At 36.7% G+C, this 24,854-nt stretch carries 22 protein-coding genes; 16 read left to right on the top strand and 6 right to left on the bottom strand.

From position 1 onward, the window contains the following. Window positions 1-31 precede the first annotated feature (31 nt). From CER22_RS12975 to CER22_RS12960, 4 genes are all read left to right on the top strand, one after another. On the top strand, window positions 32-964 hold the full coding sequence (locus CER22_RS12975) for a nucleoside hydrolase (RefSeq protein ID WP_088122800.1): 933 nt from the start codon (window positions 32-34) through the stop codon (window positions 962-964). 117 nt (window positions 965-1,081) lie between these two features. Further along, complete coding sequence (locus tag CER22_RS12970) at window positions 1,082-2,191, top strand: serine hydrolase (protein ID WP_088608886.1); 1,110 nt, start codon at window positions 1,082-1,084, stop codon at window positions 2,189-2,191. Window positions 2,192-2,292: 101 nt separating this feature from the next. Beyond that, window positions 2,293-3,801, top strand: a complete 1,509-nt coding sequence (gene argH / locus CER22_RS12965; RefSeq protein ID WP_088608885.1) for an argininosuccinate lyase — start codon at window positions 2,293-2,295, stop codon at window positions 3,799-3,801. 66 nt (window positions 3,802-3,867) lie between these two features. After that, entirely contained in the window at window positions 3,868-4,701 is an 834-nt protein-coding gene (locus tag CER22_RS12960; protein WP_088608884.1) for a GNAT family N-acetyltransferase, read from the top strand. A 35-nt stretch (window positions 4,702-4,736) separates the two neighbouring features. Here CER22_RS12960 and CER22_RS12955 read toward each other — a convergent pair whose 3' ends face one another. Then, window positions 4,737-5,486 carry a (S)-benzoin forming benzil reductase gene (locus CER22_RS12955; RefSeq protein WP_088608883.1) on the bottom strand — a complete coding sequence of 250 codons (750 nt, stop codon included), beginning with the start codon at window positions 5,484-5,486 and terminating at the stop codon, window positions 4,737-4,739. Between the two features lie 116 nt (window positions 5,487-5,602). Here CER22_RS12955 and CER22_RS12950 point away from each other — a divergent pair, with 116 nt between their 5' ends. Beyond that, complete coding sequence (locus CER22_RS12950; protein WP_088608882.1) at window positions 5,603-13,075, top strand: DUF7507 domain-containing protein; 7,473 nt, start codon at window positions 5,603-5,605, stop codon at window positions 13,073-13,075. A 47-nt stretch (window positions 13,076-13,122) separates the two neighbouring features. Here CER22_RS12950 and CER22_RS12945 read toward each other — a convergent pair whose 3' ends face one another. After that, window positions 13,123-13,680 (bottom strand): CatB-related O-acetyltransferase, encoded by a 558-nt coding sequence (locus CER22_RS12945; RefSeq protein WP_000898179.1) that lies wholly within the window; start codon window positions 13,678-13,680, stop codon window positions 13,123-13,125. Between the two features lie 140 nt (window positions 13,681-13,820). Here CER22_RS12945 and CER22_RS12940 point away from each other — a divergent pair, with 140 nt between their 5' ends. The 9 genes from CER22_RS12940 (at window position 13,821) to CER22_RS12900 (ending at window position 18,947) form a co-directional block, all read left to right on the top strand. Next, window positions 13,821-14,162 (top strand): ASCH domain-containing protein, encoded by a 342-nt coding sequence (locus CER22_RS12940; RefSeq protein ID WP_088608881.1) that lies wholly within the window; start codon window positions 13,821-13,823, stop codon window positions 14,160-14,162. Beyond that, the gene (locus CER22_RS12935) at window positions 14,159-14,554 is read left to right on the top strand and encodes an NUDIX hydrolase (RefSeq protein ID WP_088064151.1); all 396 of its coding nucleotides are present in this window, start codon (window positions 14,159-14,161) and stop codon (window positions 14,552-14,554) included. The genes CER22_RS12940 and CER22_RS12935 overlap by 4 nt, the downstream gene beginning before the upstream one ends. Before the next feature lie 86 nt (window positions 14,555-14,640). Further along, complete coding sequence (locus tag CER22_RS12930) at window positions 14,641-15,261, top strand: acetate uptake transporter (protein WP_000070936.1); 621 nt, start codon at window positions 14,641-14,643, stop codon at window positions 15,259-15,261. 139 nt (window positions 15,262-15,400) lie between these two features. Beyond that, entirely contained in the window at window positions 15,401-15,844 is a 444-nt protein-coding gene (locus CER22_RS12925) for a flavodoxin (RefSeq protein ID WP_001062763.1), read from the top strand. Between the two features lie 16 nt (window positions 15,845-15,860). Continuing rightward, window positions 15,861-16,760, top strand: a complete 900-nt coding sequence (locus CER22_RS12920; protein WP_088064150.1) for a WD40/YVTN/BNR-like repeat-containing protein — start codon at window positions 15,861-15,863, stop codon at window positions 16,758-16,760. Window positions 16,761-16,975: 215 nt separating this feature from the next. Next, window positions 16,976-17,176, top strand: coding sequence for a cold shock-like protein CspB (gene cspB, locus CER22_RS12915; RefSeq protein ID WP_001179147.1), 201 nt, complete (start codon window positions 16,976-16,978; stop codon window positions 17,174-17,176). A 192-nt stretch (window positions 17,177-17,368) separates the two neighbouring features. Then, entirely contained in the window at window positions 17,369-18,214 is an 846-nt protein-coding gene (locus CER22_RS12910; protein ID WP_088608880.1) for an exonuclease, read from the top strand. Between the two features lie 192 nt (window positions 18,215-18,406). Beyond that, a complete protein-coding gene (locus CER22_RS33055; RefSeq protein ID WP_088064148.1) occupies window positions 18,407-18,568 on the top strand; it encodes a hypothetical protein in 162 nt (53 codons plus the stop codon). A 31-nt stretch (window positions 18,569-18,599) separates the two neighbouring features. Further along, window positions 18,600-18,947, top strand: a complete 348-nt coding sequence (locus tag CER22_RS12900) for a hypothetical protein (protein WP_142293473.1) — start codon at window positions 18,600-18,602, stop codon at window positions 18,945-18,947. Window positions 18,948-19,340: 393 nt separating this feature from the next. Here CER22_RS12900 and CER22_RS12895 read toward each other — a convergent pair whose 3' ends face one another. Beyond that, window positions 19,341-20,432 (bottom strand): DUF3900 domain-containing protein, encoded by a 1,092-nt coding sequence (locus CER22_RS12895; RefSeq protein WP_000345047.1) that lies wholly within the window; start codon window positions 20,430-20,432, stop codon window positions 19,341-19,343. A gap of 116 nt (window positions 20,433-20,548) precedes the next feature. Continuing rightward, window positions 20,549-20,890 carry a hypothetical protein gene (locus tag CER22_RS12890; protein ID WP_116480664.1) on the bottom strand — a complete coding sequence of 114 codons (342 nt, stop codon included), beginning with the start codon at window positions 20,888-20,890 and terminating at the stop codon, window positions 20,549-20,551. Between the two features lie 362 nt (window positions 20,891-21,252). Here CER22_RS12890 and CER22_RS12885 point away from each other — a divergent pair, with 362 nt between their 5' ends. Beyond that, window positions 21,253-22,164: a VanW family protein gene (locus CER22_RS12885; RefSeq protein WP_000488977.1), complete on the top strand. Its 912-nt coding sequence runs from the start codon at window positions 21,253-21,255 to the stop codon at window positions 22,162-22,164. A 191-nt stretch (window positions 22,165-22,355) separates the two neighbouring features. Next, window positions 22,356-23,264: a VOC family protein gene (locus CER22_RS12880; protein WP_088608878.1), complete on the top strand. Its 909-nt coding sequence runs from the start codon at window positions 22,356-22,358 to the stop codon at window positions 23,262-23,264. A 21-nt stretch (window positions 23,265-23,285) separates the two neighbouring features. On the opposite strand, the gene CER22_RS12875 is transcribed toward CER22_RS12880, so the two are convergent. Together CER22_RS12875 and CER22_RS12870 are read right to left on the bottom strand one after the other, a co-directional pair. Continuing rightward, entirely contained in the window at window positions 23,286-24,203 is a 918-nt protein-coding gene (locus CER22_RS12875) for a GNAT family acetyltransferase (protein ID WP_088608877.1), read from the bottom strand. Then, a complete protein-coding gene (locus CER22_RS12870; RefSeq protein WP_088608876.1) occupies window positions 24,200-24,718 on the bottom strand; it encodes a GNAT family N-acetyltransferase in 519 nt (172 codons plus the stop codon). The genes CER22_RS12875 and CER22_RS12870 overlap by 4 nt, the downstream gene beginning before the upstream one ends. Between the last annotated feature and the right edge of the window lie 136 nt (window positions 24,719-24,854).

Here is a 24,854-nt window from a genome sequence, read left to right as displayed (position 1 = left end):
AATAACAATTGAGGGGATGGAGTTGAGGTCGATGAAAAAAGTATTATTTTTGGGAGACCCAGGAATTGATGACTCTTTAGCCATCATGTACGGAATTATGCATCCTGATATTGATATTGTTGGTGTTGTAACCGGATATGGAAATGTAACGCAAGAAAAGGCGACGAGTAATGCAGCATATTTGCTGCAAATGGCGGGGCGGGAAGATATACCTGTTATAAATGGTGCAAAGATCCCTTTATCCGGGGATGTTACAACGTATTATCCAGAAATTCATGGGGCAGATGGATTAGGACCAATTAAACCTCCAAAAGCTTTTTCGCCAAATATAAAACCTTTTTGTTCTTTTTTTGATATTCTTGAAAAGTATAAAGGAGAATTAATCATTGTTGATGCTGGTAGGTCAACGACACTAGCGACAGCATTTATTTTAGAAAAACCGATGATGAAGTATGTGAAAGAATATTATATAATGGGCGGTGCTTTTTTAATGCCCGGCAATGTGACACCAGTCGCAGAGGCGAATTTCCATGGTGATCCGATTGCATCACAATTAGTTATGCAAAATGCCAAGAATGTGACATTAGTGCCACTTAACGTTACATCTGAAGCAATTATTACGCCAGAAATGGTGAAATATATTACGAAACACTCTAAAACGAATTTTAATAAATTAATTGAACCAATATTTACGTATTATTATAAAGCGTATAAAAAGTTAAATCCGAAAATAACAGGTAGCCCAGTGCATGACGTTGTTACAATGATGGTTGCGGCGAATCCGTCTATTTTGGATTATGTGTACCGTCGTGTCGATGTAGATACAGTAGGGATTGCAAAGGGAGAAAGTATTGCTGATTTCCGTCCACAACCTGATGCAAAATCCTTAAAGAATTGGGTGCGAATTGGTTGGTCATTACATTATAAAAAATTTCTCGAAGACTTCGTAAAAATTATGACGTAGACATAATAGGAGAATACAAGTTAAAATAATGGAGATGATTACTAAAATAATCATCTCCATTATTTTGTTTGAAAGAGATAGATAGAGAAGAGTTATACAATAGGAGAGGAATTTTACTTGAAAAAAACTATAGTATGCGCAGTGATTGTGGGTATTTTTGTTTTGCTAATATCGGGTAATTTTTTAGTGAAAAAAGTGTGGAGTTCAAATAATGATGATGCACAGTATATCGCATCCTTTATTGAAGAACATAAAGATGAAAAAAATAGTGCACTTCTCGTGAAGAGAAATGATAAAGTTGTTTATTCTGTGAATCCAAATGTTGTATTGCCAGTTGCTAGTACGATGAAGTTAATTGTGGCGCTTGAATATACGAAACAAGTTACGGAAGGGAAAATTGATCCGTCAAGTTTCGTTTCCATTAATGATATAAATCGTTATTATGTGCCGAATACAGATGGCGGTGCACAAGATAGATGGCAAACGTATTTGCAAAAGACAGACAAGATAACAGAAGGGGCAGTTTCTTTAGAAGAAGTGGCAAAAGGAATGGTTAAGTTTAGTTCGAATGCGAATGCTGAATATTTAATGGAAGTGTTAGGATTAGATAATATTAATCGTAATTTACAAAGTTTATCGCTTCCAGCACATCAGCCGCTATTTCCGATTGTTTCATCTTTATACATCCCTGGGTATTTGCATAAAGAACTACATGTTCCGAAATATAAAATAGAGAAAAAGTTAAAAGAAATGTCTCAAGAGCAATATCGTGAATATGCGATGATTATTCATGAACGCTTAAAAAAGAAGGGGCCATTATTACAGAAGGAAATACCTCTTTATTTAGAGGAACGTTACGATAAAATTTGGTCAGATCGATTACCAGCAGCTTCTGCAAACGATTATATGGTACTGCTTCAAAAGGCGAATCATAAAGGTGGCCTAACAGACGCAGAAGAAAAAGTGTGGGCTAATATCGTTGAAACGGATATGAGTGCTAAAAAATATCGTAAAACATTTAGACATGCAGGGCAAAAGAATGGTTATACGCCATGGACAGTTACAAAAGCAGTTTATGCGATGGATAAACGTGGGAACTGTACAGAAATAGTGTTTTTAGCCAATAATTTAAATGAGGACGACAGTGCAGAAATACGGAAACATTTAGCAAACTTACATTTCCAAGTGTTGCAAAGTGATAAGTATGATGCGACTTTTATTAAGTAAACTCGGTGCAGAGAGCATCGAGTTTATTTTTATATACAAGCACTTTTTTACTCTCTCTGGGTATGATGGGTAGTAATACTTAGATGAGAGGGGAAAAGGTGATGAAACAAAGTAAAGAAGAGTTTATAAAGAGTGAAGGCGCTGATTTCCCTGGAAAAACATATGTAGATTGCGTATTACAACATGTATTTCATTTTCAGCGAAATTACTTATTGAAAGATATGTTTCAAGTGCATAAAGCGCATATCACGATGCTGACTGAAGAAAATTTAATGAAAAAGGAAGAAGCTAAAGTTATACTACACGCACTAAAAAAGATAGAGGGAATTCCAAAAGATCAATTGCTATATACAAAGCAGCATGAAGATCTCTTTTTTTTAGTGGAACATTTAATTTCTCAAGAAGCGAAATGCGATTTTGTAAGTAATATGCATATTGGTAGAAGTAGAAATGATATGGGGGTAACGATGTATCGCATGAGTTTAAGACGATATGTATTACGATTAATGGAACATCATTTATTATTGCAAGAAAGTATATTACAACTTGCCGATGATCATAAGGAAACGATTATGCCAGCTTATACACATACACAACCAGCGCAGCCCACAACATTTGGTCATTATACGTTAGCGATTTATGATACGATGCAGAGAGATTTAGAACGAATGAAACGAACGTACAAACTTTTAAATCAGTCTCCAATGGGAGCCGCCGCTCTTTCTACAACAAGTTTCCCAATTAAACGAGAGCGAGTTGCCAATTTACTTGGGTTTACAAATGTAATTGAGAACTCATATGATGCTGTTGCTGGAGCGGATTATTTATTAGAAGTTAGCTCGTTACTTATGGTAATTATGACGAATACGAGCAGATGGATCCATGATTTCTTACTATTAGCGACGAAAGAATATGATGGTATTACTGTCGCAAAGCCATATGTACAAATAAGTAGCATTATGCCGCAAAAGCGAAATCCAGTTTCCATTGAACATGCCCGTGCGATTACGAGTAGCGCTTTAGGAGAAGCATTTACAGTATTTCAAATGATTCATAATACACCATTTGGTGATATTGTCGATACAGAAGATGATTTGCAGCCGTATTTATATAAAGGGATTGAAAAGACCATTCGTGTTTTTTGTATTATGAATGCAGTGATTCGAACGATGAAAGTAGAAGAAGAAACGTTGAAGAGTCGTTCTTATAAACATGCAATTACGATAACTGATTTCGCAGATGTTTTAACAAAAAACTATAGCATTCCATTTCGGCATGCGCATCATGCAGCGAGTGTTATTGCGAATATGTCATTGGAGCAAAAAAAAGAGCTGCATGAATTACATGTAAAAGATGTAAATATATACTTACAAGAAAAATTTAAAATAAAATTATTAGAAAAAGAGTGGGAAGAAATTGTATCACCAGAAGCTTTTATACAAAAAAGAAATGTATACGGTGGACCGAGTAAAAAAGAAATGGAGCGTATGATTAAAAATCGAAAAGAGTCATTTCAAAAAGAAGAAGAGGTATTTGAAAAGGAAAAACAGAGAATTTTACAAGCGGAAAATGATTTAAATACGTTAGTTTCGAATATTATTGAATCGTAAAAGAGGAATTTAATGAATTAATCGCCAATACTTAATGAAACTATAAATAGAGAGAAGAGATTGTCGATGATTCAATTACATGTATATGAAGAGATTCTTACTTTTAAAAAAGAGGTTACACCATTTTTAGAAAAGAATGAGCAGGAAAATAATCTCATATTAGGTGTATTACAAATGGTTCAACAACCGATATTTATGGGAGTAGCAAAACAAAGAGAAGAAATTAAAGTTGTATTTCTTCAAACAGAAGAGAAGAAACAAATCATTGTTGCTACGTCTGAAATGATGGAAGAGGAAATTGTGGAACTTGCAAAAAGATTAGCAGAAGTATATCCAAATGTTCCTGGATTGATCGGTAATAAGAAAACTGTACAGAGATTAGCGGAAGAGATTGCCGTGTTAGAAAATAAGAAAACGAATGTTGTAATGGAACAAGGTGTGTATGCATTACAACAAGTTAAGAAGAAGTGGACCGAGGATGGGGCTTTTCGAGAAATAGGTAGTGATGAGCTACCATTAATAGAACAGTGGATTTATCAATTTTGCGAAGATGTAAGGCTTCCTACTACGAAAGAAGAAGCGAAACAAACCGCTCATACATTAATTACGAACCGTCGTCTATTTGGTTTAGATGTAGATGGGAAGCTTGTTTCTGTAGCTGCAAAAACGAGACCGACTACAAACAATATAACAGTTAATTTCGTATATACACCGAAAGAAGCGCGGAAAAAAGGGTACGCATCTCGTTGTGTCGCTGCACTTAGTCAACGTATGTTAGATGAAGGGTATAAGACGACTACGTTATATACTGATCTAGCGAATCCTACGTCTAATAAAATTTATCAAGAAATTGGTTATGAACAAATTGCGGAGTCTGTACTTATATTTTTAGAGAAATAAAATGAAAAGGCACGCTATTAGAGCGTGCCTTTTTGTTATTCATCAATTCGAATGACTTCACCTTGCGGGAAATTCTCAGTTTCTAGTAAGCTACGAATTGCTTTCGCAACGTATTCAGGTGACAGTAGTTTTCCTTCTTCTTTTAGTGCGATGAAGCGGTCTAAATTTATGAAATCTTCTTTATTTGTTTCACGAATTTGTGCTTGCATACTTGTGTCAACAACACCAGGTGCAAAAGAGACGATTTTTACTGGATATTCTTTTTCTGCTTCTTCGGTTGCTACGCACTGTGTAAACATATTTACACCAGCTTTCGTCGTGCAATAAGCGCCCCATCCGAAATAAGGATTTTTCCCTGCACCAGATGAAATGTTTATAACACGTTTATCTACTTTCCAGTCTTTCGTATGTTTCATGAAAGTGGAGGTAAGGATCATCGGTGCAAGTAAATTAATTTGAACATTCGTAATGAGTAGTTCGCTTTCAGCTTTTTCTATTGGTCTCATTGGTGCGAGTGTACCAGCGTTATTAATTAAATGAATAGATGATACAGTGTCTTCTTGAATGGATGAAATGATTTCGTTAAAGTTCGTTTCTAAATTATGTACATCTTGAAGATCTAAGGAGTGGAAAACACAATTGCTGTTATATTGCTGTGCAAGTTTCGTAAGCTCTTTATTTTCTCTTCTAGAAATAGAGATGATACTCGTGTTTTCTTCTAACAATTGTGCGGCAATTGCCTCACCTAAACCTTGTGAAGTTCCCGTTACGATAACATAGCGCATAGTGTAGTAAGCTCCTCTCGTATGTGCGGAATTTTGTTGGACAAAGTACATTGCATAGTTTGTCTACATTTTATAGTATAGAGCACTTTTTACTATAATTGAAATGAGATGATTGTGTGCCTTTTATAAATCGTTTTACAACAACAGTACCTGGTGCCGTCACGTTCACTGGGAATACGTTAGGGCTTAGCCCTACATCACCTGCACCAGGTAATATTTTTGGTACACTTGCTGTGTTTACGACAGTAAATACAGCGCTACAAGTACCAGGATTCCCGGTAGGGACAACAGATGAATGGCAATTGAATTCTTCAAGTGCAATTTTAAATCTTCCAGCGGGAAGTAGTGTGTTATATGCAGAATTAGTTTGGGCTGGTACTTTCCGGACTGATACGGAAGATGTTTTACCGTTTTTAAATGATAATATTACATTTACAACACCGGCTGGGACTTTTTCTGTTACGCCAGATCCTGCTACTGCGCAGCAAGGTTCAGTAGGGAATCAGTTTTATTATGCGCGCTCTGCCAATGTAACGAATCTTGTTAGTGCGGGTGGGGCAGGCACATATACAACCGGGGCTGTGCCAGCTGCAAGAACTTCATCTGATCCAACTATTAGTCGTTCGGCTGGGTGGACGCTTGAGGTTGTGTATCAAAATGCTGGTTTGCCACTTCGGAATTTATCAGTTTATGCAGGTCAAGAAATTATCGATGCTTCATCACCACCAGTGGATGCTACTATTTCAGGATTTGCTACTCCAGCCACAGGAGCTGTAACAGGACGGGTGCTCGTAACTGCTCAAGAAGGTGATTCTAACATTGTTGGAGATCAACTTCGTTTTGGACCGAATGCAAATACTACAGTTGCATTATCCGGCCCGAGAAACCCCGCAAATAATTTTTTTCAGTCACAAATTTGTAACGATATTGGAGAGTTAGATACAACTGGAACGTTTGGAGATTTGAATCAGCCTTTAGGGATAGCTTTAGCCGTCCGAAGACAAGGGTGGGATATTACAAATGTAAATGCCTCTGCATCATTAGTAAATAATCAAACGTCAGCAACGGTTCGATTCGTTACTAATGGAGATGGATATGCTGCAGCTGGTTTTGGGGTTCAAATTGATGCAACGGGGCCAATTATTAATCCTGTTAAATCGGTCAATAGAACAGTTGCAGGAGTTGGAGATATTCTTACCTACACAATTACAGTTCCTAATACAGGTACGGGAAGTGCAGAAAATGTTATATTACAAGATAGTATTCCGAACGGAACGACGTTTGTTACAGGTAGTGTAACGGTAGGTGGAGTAACACAGCCGAATGCGAACCCTGCTAATGGAATTAATTTAGGCACAATCCCAACTAACGCGCAAAGAGTTGTTACATTTCAAGTGCGAATAACATCGTTTCCGAACCCAAATCCTATTCCGAATCGCGCAATGGTGTCATATCAATTCCGTCCTTTCGTCGGTAGTCCACCAATTACAAGTATGTCTTCTTCAAATTCAGTACAAACGACAGTGAATCAAGCAACTATAAGTATGCAAAAATCTGTAGATTTACAGACAGCAACCCTTAATGATGTATTAACATACACAGTTAATGTGACGAATAATGGAAATGTCACTGCAAATAATGTTGTTTTTGTTGATAGTATCCCTGGTGGCACAACATTTGTTCCAAATAGTGTCACGGTAAATGGGGTAGCACGTCCAGGAGCAAATCCAGCAAGTAGTATTAATCTAGGAAGTATTAATGCTTCACAAACGACGGTAGTGCGTTTTCAAGTTCGAGTAACATCTAATCCGCTTGTAAATCCAATTCCAAATCGTGCGAGTGTAACATTTAACTTTACTCCAGTACCTGGTCAACAACCAATTTCAGGACAGGCGACAAGTAACACTGTATTTACTACAATTAATGTAGCTGATATAAGAACGAGAAAAGCAGTTGATAGAGCTTTTGCGACAGTGAATGACGTTCTTACGTACACTATTACAATTGAGAATGCCGGAAATGTACTTGCGACAAATGTTATTTTTCAAGATCCAATTCCAATTGGAACAACTTTTATCGCAAATAGTGTGACTGTAGATGGGGTTTCACAACCAGGAGCAAATCCTTCGACTGGGTTTGCGGTAGCAAATATTTCTCCAGGTGGAAGTAGGACAGTGCGTTTTCAAGTCCGAGTGACATCTACGCCATCAGGAGGTACGATTGCGAATCGTGGAAATGTATCTGCTAATTTCGTCGTTATTCCGAATCAACCACCAGTGACGATTAATAGACAAACGAATACAGTTGTGACACAAGTTAATACAGGCGGTTTAAATGTAATAAAAGAAGTGAATACAACGCAAGCGGCAGTAGGGGATACTTTAACGTACAAGATTGCCGTTCAAAATACAGGAAACGTTCCGTTAACAAATGTATTTTTCCAAGACCCTATTCCTTCCGCTGTTTCATTCGTTGCAAATTCTGTAACCGTTAATGGAGTATCGCAAGGTGGATTGAATCCGAATACAGGATTCTCTCTTCCGAATATTCCTGCGGCTCAAACAGTTGTAGTCACATTTGACGTATTAATTGTACAGGATCCAGAAAATGAAGATATTTTAAATCAAGCAAATGTAACAGCGAGTTTTCAAGTGAATCCGAGTGAACCACCAGTAACAATCAATGTTCCGAGTAATGTTGTGAATACAACAGTACAATCAGGGAACTTTGAAGTTGTGAAATCAGTGAATACGAATGTTGCAACGGTAGGGGATGTTTTAGTATATACAATTGAAATCATAAATGCAGGTAGTGTAACAGCTACAAATGTGTTTTTTCAAGATTCAATTCCACAAGGGACATTATTTATTGAAAACAGTGTAGTTGTTAATGGGGTTTTACAAGAAGGGGCAGATCCAGAACTTGGATTCCCATTAAATGATTTGCCTACTGGTGCGAGTGTAATTGTTGGGTTTGAAGTATTAATTGATGAAATTCCCCAAGGAAATAATGTCGTAAATAATGCGAATGTAACTGGAGATTTTCTTGTAAATCCAACAGAGCCACCGATAACTGTAACAGTACCAAGTAATACTGTTATGACAGTGGTGAATTCTTCAGGGTTAAATGTAATAAAAAGTGTAAGCGCTGCTGAAGCAGGTGTAGGAGATACGTTAACGTATACAGTTCGTATACAAAATAGTGGAACAGTAGCAGCGACAAATGTATCATTCGTTGATCCAATTCCATCTGGAACAACGTTTGTAGCAAATAGTGTAACGATAAATGGAACGCCTCAGCCAGGTTTAAGCCCAACAATTGGATTTCCACTTGCTAACATTCCGGTAGGAGGGATGGTAACAGTTACTTTTCAAGTGACGATTACGAGTGTACCACCAAATAGAGTTCTTCCGAATAATGCGAATGTAACTGCTGATTTCCAAGTAAGTCCTCTCCAGCCACCAGTTACAATTGTAACGATTAGTAACATTGTTGTGACGCGAGTGAATGTAGGATCACTTAATGTAATGAAGAGTGTAAATACACCACAAGCAGGAGTAGGAGATACGTTAACGTATACGATTCGCATTCAAAATACAGGAACTGTTCCTGCAACGAATATTATTTTTCAAGATCCAATTCCGTCTGGTACTGCGTTTGTAGCAAATAGTGTGACGATAAATGGAGTTGTTCAGCAAGGCGCGAATCCTATGGTAGGTTTCCCAGTACCAAATATTCCGGTCGGGCAAACATCTACGATTACGTTTCAAGTTACAGTGACGAGTGTTCCGAGCGGTGGAAATATAAGAAACCAATCGAACGTTACTGCAAGTTTTCTTATAAATCCAGCAAACCCTCCAATAACGACTGTTACGAATAGTAATTTCGTTGTGACGCAAGTAAACACTGCTCGATTAAATATACAAAAATCTTCATCTGTACAACAAGCTGCACTTGGAGAGACTTACACGTATTCTGTAGTCATTCGAAATAACGGCACAGTAACAGCAACGAATGTTTCCTTCATTGATCCAATTGCTCCAGAAACAACATTTGTAGCAAATAGCGTAACGATAAATGGAACATCTCAACCTGGATTTGATCCAAATATAGGTTTTACGCTTCCTAATATCGCTGCTGGAACATCATTGACTGTAACGTTCCAAGTAACAGTAGTTGCGCCATCCACGCGCGGAGCTGTACTAAACACGGCATCTGCAACAGCCACTTTTTTATTAAATCCTTTACAGCCCCCTGTAACAACAACCAATTCAAGTAATACGACAGTAGTTACGATACCGTTACCTCCTCCTGGTGAAGTAACAGCGGTAAAAACAGTTGACGTTGCTTCAGGAGCTGTTGGAGATGTATTAACGTATACAGTGCTAATAACAAATGTAGGAATTATCCCTGTTACAGATGTACTCTTCCAAGATGTCATTCCAGAAGGGACGACGTTTGTTGAAAATAGTGTAACGATAGGTGGGGCGCAGCAACTTGGCTTAAATCCAGAAACAGGATTTCCAGTTAGTCCGTTATTAAATGCAGGTGCAAATATTGCTGTGACGTTCCAAGTGACGATTACGGAGATTCCAGATAATGAAGTCATATTAAATGATGCAGATGTTACATTTACTTCACAACCAAATCCGCAGGAACCACCAATTACGGAAACGATATTAACGAATTTAGTCGTTACGACAATTAATATAGCGTCTATATTTCCATTAAAACTAGTCGATAAAGAGGTAGCGACGGTTGGAGAAATATTAACGTATGATGTATTAATCTTTAATTTCGGTACAGTGGCAGCAACGAATGTTAAATTTATAGATACAACTTCCGCCGGTGTAGCATTTGTACCGGGAAGTGTGAGCATAAATGGGGTGCCGGCACCAGGATTAGATCCTTTCATTGGCTTTACAGTTCCAGATATCCCTGTAGATGATTTTGTACTTGTCACATATCAGGAAGTGGTTACGAGCATACCTGAGGGGGGAACGATTGTTAACTTTGTAGACGTTACAGCTACATTTGCTGTAAGTGAAACAGAGCCGCCTATTACAGAAACAACAACAAGTAATACGACATTAACAGAAATTAATGAACCAGGTTTAAATGTTTTAAAATCAGTAAGTCAGCCGGTTGTTGCAGTAGGTGATACAATCACATATACAACAATAGTTCAAAATACAGGTACAGTGGTAGCGACAAATGTTCAATATAGTGATGTATTACCGTCCTCGATCACATTTATACCAGATAGTGTAACGATAGATGGTGTGCTACAACCTGGATTCAATCCTAATAATGGATTCCCGCTTCCAGATATAAGCCCAGGTGAAAGTGTAGAAGTTACGTTCCAAGTAACAGTTGTCAGTGTTCCATCAAACGGAACAATTGCTAATACTGCAAATATTACGGGAAGCTTTATATTAGTACCAGGAGAACCACCAGTTGTAGTAAACCAACCGAGCAATACAACACTTACAACTGTAAATAGAGGACGATTTAATGTTATTAAACAAGTAAATAGGGCTGCTACTCTCGTTGGAGATGTATTAACGTATACAGTTCAAATAACGAATACAGGAACAGTAACAGCTAATGATGTTCAGTTTATTGATACGATTTCAGCAGGAGCGTCATTTGTACCAAGTAGTGTAACGATAAATGGAGCCCCGCAACCAAACTTAAATCCGATTACTGGCTTTGGAGTTGGAGATATACCAGTTGGAGAAACAGTTATCGTGACGTTTCAAGCGACAGTTACAAACATCCCGTCATCAGGAACCATTACGAACGTTGCAAATATAACAGGAAGCTTTACTTTAGTACCAGGAGAGCCGCCGGTTGTAGTAACTGAACCGAGTAATACGACAATAACAAGGGTAAATAGAGGGAGATTTAATGTTATAAAAACCGTAAATAAGCAAGCAACACGATTAGGGGATACGTTAACTTATAGTGTGCAAGTTACAAATACGGGAACGGTATTAGCGACGAATGTTCAGTTTATCGATGTTCCGTCACCTAGTTTAGAATTCATTCCTGGAAGTGTACAAATAAATGGAATTTCGCAAGTAGGTTTAGATCCATTTGTAGGCTTTTCATTACCAGATCTTGCAGTAGGGGACAGTATATTAATTACATTTGAAGTAAATGTAATCGCAATTCCGCCTTCTAGTAGCATTATGAATACAGCGAGAGTAACTGGTGATTTCGAATTGATTCCAGGAGAGCCACCGTTTACAATTACGAACTCAAGTAATACGACAGTCACACCAGTAAATCGAGGTAGTTTAGATATGCTGAAAGAAGTAGATCATCCGACTGTTGGAGTGGGAGAAACGGTAACGTATACTGTTCGTATATTAAATACTGGTACGGCTGATGCGATGAATGTTCAATTTATAGACGTGTTATCTCAGGAAGCTGAGTTTGTTCCAAATAGTGTAACGATAAATGGAGTTCCGCAACCAGGGTTAAATCCACAGGCTGGATTTACGATACCAGACATCCCAGTGGGTGAGACGGCACTTGTAACATATGAAGCTACGATTACAAGTTTTCCAGATGGTGGTACAGTAGTGAACCTTGCTGGGGCGTTAGCAGAATATATTTTAGTACCAGGAGAACCGCCAGTTACAGTGATGGATACGAGCAATACAGTTATAGTGACGGTAAATACGGCAATCTTATTTGTTGCAAAAGGAGCGGATTTTGAAGTAGCGATGGTAGGAGATGTTGTCACTTACGGAATTGCTGTTATAAATGATAGTACAGTTCCTGTGACGAATATTGTTTTAACAGATATCATTGATCCGAATACGTTATTTATAAATGGCTCGGTAACGGTAAATGATGTACCTTTTCCATTTGCCAACCCGAATACAGGTATTCCGTTAGGTGATTTTCAGCCAAATGATGCAGCAATTATTAATTTCCAAGTTGTAATAACAGGAGGGCAAATAAATAACTTAGTTACAAATACAGCTACGGCGAGTGGGCTTGCAATTGTGAATCCAAATGAACCGCCTGTAGTAGTTGAAGGCGATAGCAATACAGTTGTTATCCCGTTTATTCCTCAAAATGTCTCAACGACTGTTGTAAAAGTGGCAGACCATCAAACAGCAACAATAGGAGATGTTATTACGTTTACGACAGTTATTACAAATACGGGAGATACAGCGATACAAAATATTCGTTTTCAAGATATGTTAGATAGTAGTGTTCAATTTGTCCTTGGAAGTGTAACGGTTGATAATACGCCAGTGCCAAATGTAAACCCAATATCAGGATTTCTTATAGGAAGTTTAAATCCAGGTGAAGCACGCACAGTCTCGTTCCAAGTAGTAGTTCAGAGCGCGCCAAGTGGTTCAGGAAATTATATAAATCAAGCGAGTATTCGCTTCGAACATCAAGTAGGTACAGTGTTACCGCCTGTTACACAAATAATAGAAAGTAATATTGTGGTCATACCGTTCGTCCCAACGATCGAACAAATTTGTGAAACAAACTTTAATTGCTTAGATAAAATTCCATTTCAATGTTCTCCGTGTAATCATTTGCACGAACATAAAAAATAAAACAAAAAAGAGCATCCTGAAAGAATAGGATGCTCTTTTTGTATTAATCACATAGATTCATTTTCGGGTGAGGTAAAAAACTCGTTGATTTTGTTGGAAAGTAGAAATGGAATGGCTCCTTTTATAACAGAAATATCCCAATCCCACCATGCGAGATTTTCTAGCTTGTCAATCGTTTCTTGCGGGAAACGATATCGAACAAATTTTGCAGGATTACCAGCTACAATTGCATATGGAGGTACGTCTTTTGTAACAACACTCTTTGCCCCAATAATGGCTCCGTTACCAATTGTAACACCAGATAAAATGCAGGATTGATAACCAATCCATACATCGTTGCCGACTACGATGTCACCTTTTGAAGAAGGATGACCAGTAATATGTGCTCCTTCATTAAAAAATGCATTAAATGGGTATGTCGTTATCCAGTCTGCGCGATGTTCACCGCCAAGTATAAAAACGACTTCTTCTCCTAATGAACAAAACTTACCTATTTTTAATTTTGTTTCATCATTCCAAGAAAAAATGGTTGGACCTACTTTACTATAAGTATAATCACCAATATCATATTTATTATATTCAGGTTTTTGATTTAAAAATAACATAACAAATTTAGCATCCTCTCTAAAGCAAGTAATGGATATGGAACATTATATGCAACTTGGAATAAGTCGAACTGTGTTGTATGAATTGGTAATGCACAAAAATAGTAGTAGGCGTAATGCATAAAAAAGGAGTGGAATGAATGATATACGAAATGGGATTATATAATAAACCTTTTCAATCAATTCAATTAGGAAAAAAAGTATATGAAGTACGTTTATACGATGCAAAACGTCAACTTATAAAACAAGGCAATCATATTGTATTTACGAACCTTACGACAGAGGAAACGATGACTGCCAAAGTAACGGAAATAAAACGATACGAAAGCTTTAAAGCGATGTACGAACAAATTGATAAAAAATTATTGGATTGTGAAAATGATAGTTTAGAGGAAATGCTAGAAAGTACATACAAAATATATACGAAAGAACAAGAAGAAAAGTGGGGAACAGTTGCGATTCGTATTGAGGTAATAAAATGATAAGAAATCGCGGCGCGGCTATCATTGTGCAGGAAGGGAAAATCGTACTTATAAAACGTATCCGAGAAGGAGAAATATATTATGTTTTTCCGGGAGGAGGAATTGAAGAAGGAGAAACACCTGAAGAGGCAACGAAGCGAGAGGCTTATGAAGAGTTAGGGGTACATATAAAAGTGGAGCATCTAATTGCAAAGGTGGAGTATAAGGGAACGGAGTATTATTTTAATGCCCATATTGTAGGTGGAGTTTTCGGAAGTGGTAAAGCTGAAGAATTCGAAATGAAAGATAGAGGGAGTTATATTCCATTATGGTTGCCGATACACGAGTTGGAGAAAGTGAATATAAAACCGTATGAAGTGGTCGGAAGTATATGTAATCATTATAAAAAGTAAGGTCTGACAACATACAAAAAAAACCATTGACATAGCCTTCTGATTTAAGTATTGTATTCGAGTATGTTTATAATCAGGAGGTTTATATGAGCAATCAAACAACTACACATCATGTGAAAATGACAACAGCAGATCCATCTGGAATTGGTCTATTTGGATTAGCGATGGTAACACTTGTAGCATCATCTCAAAAGTTAGGCTTAACAGATGGCGTTTCACTTGTATTACCGTGGGCAATCTTTTTAGGAGGATTTGCACAAATCTTTGCGTGCATTCACGATGCAAAGCATAACAATACGTTCGGTACAACAGCATTCGGTGCATACGGCCTATTTTGGTTAGGTGTTGGAATGACTTGGTTAATTCAACTTGGAGTATTTGGCGAAAAATTAGCACAAGCTGCAGATTCAAAACAGCTGGGTGTAGCCTTTATTGGATATTTGATTTTCACAATCTTTATGACAATTGGTGCAATGGAAACACATAAAGTATTATTTATGATTTTCGTCCTTATTGATTTCTTATTTATTGGTCTTTCATTAAGTACTTTAGGTGTTATGCCACATGCAATGCATAATTTAGCAGCGTATTCTGAACTATGTATTTCATTATTATCTTTCTATGGTTCAGCAGCAGCAGTGTTAAATACACACTTCGGTAAAGTTGTATTACCAGTTGGAAAGCCGTTTGGTATTTTTAAAAAGTAATAAAAAAGCACAGGTGATTGTATAGTCATCTGTGCTTTTTTGTATGGAATAAATAAAAATGAAAAATATAATTGAAATTGATTCTCATTATTAATATAATGAGAATGAGAATCATTTATTGTAAGAGGGGGATGCCGAAGTGGCAAAAATTTTAATAGCTTATGCAAGTATGTCAGGAAATACAGAGAGTATTGCTGATTTAATAAAAGTTAGTTTAGATGCTTTTGATCATGAAGTAGTATTGCAAGAAATGGAAGGCATGGATGCTGAAGAATTATTAGCCTATGATGGAATCATTTTAGGATCTTATACGTGGGGCGATGGTGAATTACCGTTTGAGGCGGAAGATTTCCATGAGGACTTAGAAAATATAGATTTATCAGGAAAGAAAGTAGCGGTATTCGGATCAGGTGATACGGCGTATGAACTATTTTGTGAAGCGGTAACGATATTTGAAGAAAGACTTGTAGAACGCGGTGCAGAGCTTGTACAAGAAGGATTGAAAATCGAACTAGCTCCAGAAGATGAAGAGGATGTTGAAAAATGCAGTAATTTTGCAATTGCATTTGCTGAGAAGTTCTAAGAATGGGAGTGTCAACGTGGAGACAATGTTAAGTGCGACCGCTATTACAAAGTTAAGAGATGGAAAACTTATGTTAGCTACTACATATAATGGCTTATTTATTGAACGAGACGGAGAATGGAAACAAATATTAAAAGGTTTTCAAAAACGAATTAGGGATTTACATAGCGAAGATAATGTAGTGTATGGTGTAGGTGACGAAGGGATTTTTATTCGTAGTATGAATGGTGGAGAGAACTGGACGGTTCAGCGTTTTCCAACAAAAGCAACGAGTTGGAATGTGTGTAGTAATGTACAAGGAACAGTCATTGCTCATGGAGATAAAACGTTGTATCGTTCTAATGATTTTGGTTCGACATGGGAAACCATTCATCCATTTCTTGAGTATGGTGGCGGGGCACCATCTATTCGATCGTTATTTTTATATAAACATTACTTATTTATCGGTACGAAAATACATGCTAAATATGGTGGTGTTTGGCTCTTTAATTTGGAGACACGTAAATTAAAGAGGATTAAAATCGTGATGAATCAGATGATCTCAGCGTTGACTGTACACAATTCTTATATAGTAGCAGCGAGTGGATCGTGCAAGGGGATTAGTGGGAATATTTCTTTTTGTAAAATAGATGAAAGTATTGAGAGTGAAAAAACATATTGGCACACATGTCAAAGTGAGCAGAAAGCAAGTAGCTATTTAGCCTTGAGTGTAGATCAACATGTGCTATATACAACGTCAACGCAAAATAAGGCGGGGATTAGTACGGTTTGTCGTGTACTTTTAGAAGAAGGACTTGTTACAGTATGTGACTCAGTTAAAGGGCATGGCTGGCGCATCGTTAACCAAAAAGAGGGTTATGTTGTAGCTGGATCAGGTGAATCAAAAGCGATGCAGTGGAAGAAAAAAATTATATAGCAAAAAAACTTTACTTTTATTATATTGATATGATATAGTTACTTTAAACCATTTTACTTTTAATAATATAGAGATTTAAATGAGCTGTAACTTCCGAGGAGGATAGCAATGTTAAATCTCCTCTGGGGTTGCAGTTTTTTAATGTTTGAAGTATTATTGTAAAGTGGTTGAAAATGAATATGTACATATAGGTACATTGTAGGAGGATTTTTTAAATGCAAAACGGTAAAGTAAAATGGTTTAACGCAGAAAAAGGTTTCGGTTTCATCGAAGTTGAAGGCGGAGAAGACGTATTCGTTCATTTCTCAGCTATCCAAGGCGACGGCTTCAAATCTTTAGAAGAAGGTCAAGAAGTTACTTTCGAAGTAGAACAAGGTAACCGTGGACCTCAAGCTACAAACGTTAACAAGAAGTAATTACGGAAAAAAGAAGGGCTTGCCCTTCTTTTTTTTGCATTTTTATTGAATAACCTCCTATGTACATATAATAATGAGATTAAATTTTCGTTTATTAGACGAAGTATTTCATGCATAAAGTGTATGAATGAATAAATAAATACTGAAAATAGAGTATGTGTGTGAAAAGGAATTTAGAAAGAGGTAAATAAATTGGAAAACGCTACACATTTTATTGTGTTCGATATAGAGAGAAATTTCAGGCCGTATAAATCAGAAGATCCGTCAGAGATAGTTGATATCGGAGCTGTAAAAATAGAAGCAAGTACAATGAAGGTAATTGGAGAATTTTCGGAGTTAGTAAAGCCGAGTGCACGACTCACTCGTCATACGACAAAATTAACGGGAATTACAAAGGAAGATTTAATTGGTGTGGAGAAATTTCCGCAAATTATAGAGAAATTTATTCAATTTATCGGAGAAGACTCTGTATTTGTTTCATGGGGAAGAGAAGATTATCGTTTTTTATCTCATGATTGTACGTTACACGGTGTAGAATGCCCATGTATGGAAAAAGAGAGCAAATTTGATTTGCAGAAGTTTGTTTTCCAAGCGTATGAAGAGTTATTTGAGCATACACCAGGTTTACAATTTGCAGTAGAACAGCTCGGTTTAACGTGGGAAGGGAAGCAGCACCGAGCTTTAGCGGATGCTGAGAATACAGCGAATATACTTCTTAAAGTATATAGCGAGAGAGACATTCGTAAACGGTACAAAAGACATGGTGAGCTTGAACTTGTAGAGAACGGAAAACTAACAGAAAAAGCGAAAAAAAAGATGCGAAAATGGGTATTTAAAGAAATGAGAAAAAATACAGAGCGTCCTTTCGTTTGGAGTGCATTTGAAAATAGTGACACGTGGGAAAGTATAACAGAAAGATATTATATAAGTGAAGCTACAGTAGAACTTTTGAAAAAGCATTTTCGTACGGCGGTTAGAAAAGCGGAAAGACAGATTAGGTATTTGGCTGAGATGGAGGAGAATGTAGAGGTTAAATGACATTCTCCTCTATTTCTAGCTACATAAATTTAACGTCATTGTACTGATGGATGAATAAAGTATTCATATTAAATAGGAATTGAATTGTTGTGATTGGGCCATTATAATTGCTTTGAAAATTAAGGTGTGGTAAGAATTTTTAAATACATTCATAAAATTAGAGCCCATAGAAATGAAAGAGGGTAGAGTTAAATGGAAGCAATCTTTAACATTGTAACAGTTTTAGTTTTTGGGATAATATTTACCACGCTATTAGCAGTAATTACACTTCCTTTCATAGCAAAGAAGAAAAATTGGAAAACGCTTAATATATCTTTAAATCATGGTGTATTAAAGGTTAAAATCGAAGAGTAAAATATGAGTTTTATACAAGGGAGGTGTGATGGTGATAGACTTGGATATTAAAGACGTCGCCGTAAAGATGGAATTAAACGGAGTCTTTTGGAATGAGGATGGGATTGCTGAAATGACCGTGACTACAAAAGAAGAGCATTCTCTTCTTCTTCGTCTAGTAGTTGACTTAGAATGTAAAACTATTAGGGCGAAGAGTGCCGAAATAGTGAATGGATTCTGCCCTCTGTGCAAACAGAAAAGGGACGAATGTAGTGAACTTAATGACTTACAAAACAAAATGGATATTTTAGAAGAAGCTTACGATTGGGTGAGAGAGCATCCAGAATATCGTTTTCAATTATCTTTTTACGAGTACAATAAATTTGAGGTAGTGAAGTGAAATTTTCATTTTACCAATATACATAGTGACTACTCTAATGGAAATACACTTGTACAACAAGGAAGGAATCTACTGGATTCTGCAACAATTGTTATCTTGGATTAAAAATAAGCATATTTTGTTTTAAAGCAGAAAAACCGATTCTTAGAAGAATCGGTTTTTTTATATAACTGTCAACTATGTCCCAAATAAAAGAGCGTTTGTTAACAGCGCTCAGTAAAAATAGTTATATGGAAGGATTTATCCCGCATTAACGGGCAGTAAGACCCCCCACCTTAAAATTCAGCTGAAGCAACGAAGTTAGGTGGGGGATCAACTGCCCGTAAAAGCCCGATTGGTGAGGGCTGATAATCAGTGGGGATGAACAAAACCCCCACTGATTAAAGTTTCACTTTATTCAATCCCGTTCGGATCGTAAGAATACTGTTGCTTATTCTCAATCCGCTCAATCACATCTTGCAATTCATCTGGCTTCAGAAATTCAATCGGAGAGAAGCCTTTCTCAAACGTAAGTGTATCAGCTTCAATCATTAATACGTATCGGTCATTTACCTTTGCGATATGTATTTGATCCCCGAAATCAGCAAGCAGGGCCTTTACGGAGATGTGGTCTGCTTTTAGCTTTAATTCCACTTCAGGAGCGTGCTCGACGATTTGAGCGGTAGCTTCCATTACTTCTTCGGTTGAAAATTGTTCCATAATTTCGCGTTTCGGACTGGCAGCCCATACTTCCATTGCTTGGTCGAATTGTTCGCGTTCTTCCGTACCTTCTTCAAATACATCTTCAATTTGGTCGTATACCATGTCCATTACTTGTGTTTTCATAATTTCAGGCATAGAGCGTTCGTACTCGACGAATTTTAAGAAGTCCTCAAAATAACGGGCGTGAGATGCTTGGTGAATTTTTAGTTCGCCTACTTCGACCATACCTTCTTCAGGCATGTACGGATATTGGATAGATTTCATGTTTTTTGTTGTGATGGCCATTTCAACGTTACGAATCAGTGTGGATTCATCTGAAATAGAAGCGACTTTCGGTTCGAAGTCACATTTCATAACGAAAACGAATGGATCATCAAAGTATTTGCGTAGTTTTGCTTGCGCAATTAAAAATACACCACCGCGTACAGCGCTTGTGTCCAGATATGTATAAACGAGAGGTTCACTCATATCTTTGAAGTTTTCTTTTGTTTCCGCAAAGCGAATGCGATTAAAGAGGTTGTAATGAGGGTTTGAATCAAGTTCGTGCCCTTCTTCTACAATGAAGCGACCGATCTTTGTCGGAGCTTGTTCTGTTTTCGCATGACGTTCTACTTTTCGCTTTGAAATTTTTAATAATTCACCATTCAAAAATTCTTTTAAGGAGCTATCTTCATACTCTTCAGCGTCTAACGTTTGAAAATGTTTGTAGCGTTTATCAACAGCTTCACCTTTTCCTTCTACTTGTACAACATAAAAGGAAAGATAATTTATTTCAAAATCCATATTTATCACCTTGTTTCATTTCATTAACTCTTATCAGTATAGAGATGGAGAAAACTTTCGTCAATTTATATAAGGAAGGGGGAGCCCCTTCCTTTATATATTTTTTACTTTCGAAATTAAAATCCGTCTTCTAATGCTGAAAATGGAATGTTTAGTCTGTTTTCTATTGTACGTAAACGCTGGTTTAAGCGGTTTAATCTACGTGTATGACGCTCAACCGTGTTTTCTAATTGACGTACTCTTTGCTCAAGTTCATTTACTCGTCTTTCTAGTTGACGGTTTCCAGTACCAGGAAAAGAGATTGGAAGTTGGAATTGTCGATTTTGATCATATGGATTAACTTGTTCTGCTGGATCTATATATTGTTGGTATTGTGCTTGTAAATCATATTGAGGTTGATAACCATTTTGGTTATATGGATCGTATGGATTGTAGGGGTACATAAAAACATCCTCCATTTCTTTAAAATAGGTTAATTCACCATAATGTATGTGTAAAAGCGGAGTGTGGCACGGCAAATACCTATTTATGTTCACAAGGTGTTCCTTTATAAATAAGAATATGGAGTTTTACATTTGTATTTCTTTTGTTTTATGGTATATACTGGATAAAAAGGTGAGGTTACATAAAGGTTACAATTCTATCGGACTCCAACTTTTATATAAATATGTATAGACATTTAGAAAAGAAAAGAGTAATTTATATAGAGTAAAAAATAACTTGTAACATTTTATAAATATATTGTAAAATGATTGTAACAAAACATACATAAAAATGAAATAATACATAAAAGTAATATTGGGAAAAAGGGGAGAGTATATTGTTCCGTAAAGTAAAGGGTATATTAGTTGGGGTGTTATGTGTAGCTATAGTGAGTGGTTGTGGTGCAAAAGTAAGTGATGTTGCATTAGTAAGTGATATTGGTGGCCACACGGTAGAGGCTAAAGCAGAGGTACAGGATTCTATTAGTTTAGTAGATGGTCGTACTGGTACGGAAGTGAAAAAGCTAGATTTATCGAGTCTAGGTTATTTTGAAGACGAAGCAAAATTTAAAAAATCGGTAACGAAGGTTGCTAGCGAGGTTGGAAAAAGCGTTGACAAAAAGATGGTCCCTTCACGTGTAGCACCTGATGGAAGTTGGCAAGAAGGAAAACCTTCTTATGAATTAATGGAAAAAGAATTAGTAGATAAATTATTAAACGTTGGCATGTGGGATTCTTCATATCAATTACCTATTGTTGAGAAAAAGCCTATCGCAACATTAAGTGATGCGCAAGGAAGTGGTACGGTAATTGGTAGATATGAAACGAATTTAGGTGGCTCAGCAGGTGGCCGTATTGAGAATATTCGCTTGTCAGCAGCGAGCATAAATGGAGTTGTATTAGCAAAAGGAGACAGTTTCTCTTTCAATGCATTAATTGGTGATACAACGCCAGATAAAGGATATCAACTAGGAAAAGAAATTGTAGATGGTAAATTAGTAGATGGATACGGCGGTGGTGTTTGTCAAACATCATCAACATTATACAATGCAGCAGATCAAGCTGGTTTGAAAATGGTAGAGAGAACGACACATTCTAAAACGGTAGGTTATGTTCCACAAGGAAGAGATGCTACAATTGCATATCCATACTTAGACTTAGTGTTTGAAAACACGAATGATGCACCTGTGAAACTTTATATGGGCATTCAGGGTGGAAAGTTAGTTGCCGAAGTACATAAAATGAAATAAGAGTTACAGCATACTGTTTTTGTAAAGTCACCTTTTCTGAAAGTTAGAAGAGGTGACTTTTTTATTATGAAAATAAAAAATGCGTGTAAATTCTGACTTTTCTTATTTACATAGGATGATTTTAGTTGTATCCTTCATAGTAACGGTTATATGAAATAGGAAAATATCGGGATAAGGAGATGGAGTAATTCATGGTACAAATTCATCCGAAAACATGTATTGGTCATGTTGAATTTAAAGTGCAAGATTTAGAGCGCCAAATTGCATTTTATGAGAATGTAGTAGGCTTAGAAGTAATTAAGCAAGAGGAGAATAAAGCATATTTATCAGGAAAAGGTGGAAAGAACACGTTACTTGTTCTTGAAAAATTAGAGGACGGGGTACTGCAAGAACCGCGTACGACTGGTATATATCATGTAGCCTTTTTAGTTCCGACTCGTGAGGCTTTTGCTTCGGCATTATTTGGTGTGATTCGTAATAAGAATGTAATTGATAGTCCGGCTGAGCAAGAAGGACGTTATACATATTCAAATGAAATTTTACCGATCTCAAGGTTTAATAGTGCAAGTGATCATACGTATAGCGAAGCGTTTTATTTACAAGATTTAGAGGGGAATGGTATAGAAATTTATGCAGACCGTCCGCGCGAACAATGGGGAGAAGGACCAGGAGGCAGTACGCCGCTTGATTTAAAAGAACTGGCAACACTCGTTGATTATGAGGTTGATGGGTTGCCTGCTAATACTGTCGTTGGGCACGTACATTTACGAATAGCAGATGTAGAGAAGTCACATGAGTTTTATGTAGAGACAGTAGGATTTGAAGTACAACAGCGTGAAGATGACTGCTTATTCATTTCTGCAGGAGGATATCATCACCATATCGGTGCAAATACGTGGAACGGAGTAAATAATCCACACCCATCCGCACATGCAACTGGACTTAAAGTGTATACAATTGTATTACCACATAAAGAAGCGTTAGATGAAGTGAAAGAAAGATTAATAGAAAAACAACATAAAGTAAACGAAAGTACAAACGGATTTACAGTAGTAGATCCTAGTGGTATTACAGTGCAGTTTGAAATAGAGAAAGCATAAAAGAAGTCGGAAGGTGTATAATCACTTTCCGACTTCTTTTTGATACGTAATCCAAGTAGCACAAGGATTGAAAGGAAAAGATTTTAATATCTCCATTGCGTATATACTCGTTGAATCGAATTCACCTTGAATGAAAGAATAACCGTGTTTACTTGTATACATAGCTTGTTTGAAAACGAGAAGTTTCAGTAAGGATAAATTTTCTGTAGTGTGAGTCCCACACCATCCTAGTTCTACCGTATTATCCTTTTCTGATGTATGGAGGAAAGAGTACGCAATAATTTTATTCTCTTCATCTATCATTACAAAGCTCCCATCTAGTAACACATCATCAGTTAAGATCTGTTCTTTCCAAGTTTCGAGCGGGTATGAGGCAACGGGATTTGCTAAGTGAGTATCCTCATAATTCGTTTTTACTAAGTGAGCTAGCTTTTCAAAGGAGCTATTATTGGATAGGATGATTGATAAGCTTTGTACATCATAATTTGAATGAAGCTTTGTATCGATAGCTATGATTTTGCGTACTTCTAATATCGGCATATATGTTCTTCGGATTTCCATAAAATTATGTTCTTCATAATAGGCTTTTAAATGAGCCGATGTTCCCCATATAGAGGTTTGTAATGGTAGTTTGAAGTTTTCTCGTTTTTGAATCTCGTTTAATAAAAATTGTTCAATGTGTACCTCTGAATAGAACGGATTTGTATACATTCGAAAGTATGTGCAGTATGGATGGAAGTTACTGTTCCACGTGAAAAAGACGCCTACTACATCTTTTTTATAGTAGGCAATATACACACATTTTGTTTTATTATCTCGTAATAAGTTAAATAGATAAGAGTCTTCATTGTATAAATCAATAAGTTGTTTTACTTTTAGCTCATTACTTCTACTATATTTCTCTATAACAAGATTATTTTCATCCGATGACTTCTTCATAGCTCAATCCAAAATCTTCTTACTACATTTCCATCTTCCTCAATGAAATCATCATCACGAAGCCCGCCGTTATGTAAAATTGTTTTTTCTGAAGCTGTATTCACTTCGTCGCAAACGACAAGTGCTTTCGTAATGTTTAATTCCTTCGTTTTTTCTAGCGATAATTCTAATAACTTCGTAGCATAACCTTTTCTTCTTTCAGAAGGGCGAATGCCATAACCGATATGACCTCCAGCGTTAAATAAATGTTCGGTTAAACTATGACGTATATTAACAGCTCCTACAATTTTATTTTCATCTGTAACGAGCCAATACGTAGAGTCTGGTACCCAAGATTCAGGGAGGTTTATTCCGTTATGCGCATCGAGCAATTCTTGAATCATAGCCGGAAAGTTAGAAGGGTCCTTTGAAATAACCCACGGAATCATCGTTTCACCGCTATTTTTCCATTCGTTATAAAAATCTAAGTATTCTTCTTGTAAATCGGTAGTAGGTGTTAGTAAAGAGACGTTCATTGTTGGTAATCCCCTTTATTTATGTAGTATTTTTTAAAAATTTTGATACAAAATGAAAGCGTTTTCTAAACTTTCTCAACCTCATTTCATGTAATCCGCCTTTTTTTAAAGAAAATTAGTGGAGGTTTAAAGCTAT

Origin of the sequence: Bacillus sp. K2I17, from assembly GCF_002209985.1 — a bacterium.
GTDB classification, from domain to species: Bacteria; Bacillota; Bacilli; order Bacillales; family Bacillaceae_G; genus Bacillus_A; species Bacillus_A wiedmannii.
This window is presented reverse-complemented; position numbering and strand designations above follow the sequence as displayed.

Coding starts and splice junctions, on each gene's coding strand:
- CER22_RS12975 (WP_088122800.1), top strand. CDS start 32: ATGAAAAAAGTATTATTTTTGGGAGACCCAGGAATTGATGACTCTTTA.
- argH (WP_088608885.1), top strand. CDS start 2,293: ATGAAACAAAGTAAAGAAGAGTTTATAAAGAGTGAAGGCGCTGATTTC.
- CER22_RS12960 (WP_088608884.1), top strand. CDS start 3,868: ATGATTCAATTACATGTATATGAAGAGATTCTTACTTTTAAAAAAGAG.
- CER22_RS12955 (WP_088608883.1), bottom strand. CDS start 5,486: ATGCGCTATGTTATCGTAACGGGAACTTCACAAGGTTTAGGTGAGGCA.
- CER22_RS12945 (WP_000898179.1), bottom strand. CDS start 13,680: ATGTTATTTTTAAATCAAAAACCTGAATATAATAAATATGATATTGGT.
- CER22_RS12940 (WP_088608881.1), top strand. CDS start 13,821: ATGATATACGAAATGGGATTATATAATAAACCTTTTCAATCAATTCAA.
- CER22_RS12935 (WP_088064151.1), top strand. CDS start 14,159: ATGATAAGAAATCGCGGCGCGGCTATCATTGTGCAGGAAGGGAAAATC.
- CER22_RS12930 (WP_000070936.1), top strand. CDS start 14,641: ATGAGCAATCAAACAACTACACATCATGTGAAAATGACAACAGCAGAT.
- cspB (WP_001179147.1), top strand. CDS start 16,976: ATGCAAAACGGTAAAGTAAAATGGTTTAACGCAGAAAAAGGTTTCGGT.
- CER22_RS33055 (WP_088064148.1), top strand. CDS start 18,407: ATGGAAGCAATCTTTAACATTGTAACAGTTTTAGTTTTTGGGATAATA.
- CER22_RS12895 (WP_000345047.1), bottom strand. CDS start 20,432: ATGGATTTTGAAATAAATTATCTTTCCTTTTATGTTGTACAAGTAGAA.
- CER22_RS12890 (WP_116480664.1), bottom strand. CDS start 20,890: ATGGAGGATGTTTTTATGTACCCCTACAATCCATACGATCCATATAAC.
- CER22_RS12880 (WP_088608878.1), top strand. CDS start 22,356: ATGGTACAAATTCATCCGAAAACATGTATTGGTCATGTTGAATTTAAA.
- CER22_RS12875 (WP_088608877.1), bottom strand. CDS start 24,203: ATGAAGAAGTCATCGGATGAAAATAATCTTGTTATAGAGAAATATAGT.
- CER22_RS12870 (WP_088608876.1), bottom strand. CDS start 24,718: ATGAACGTCTCTTTACTAACACCTACTACCGATTTACAAGAAGAATAC.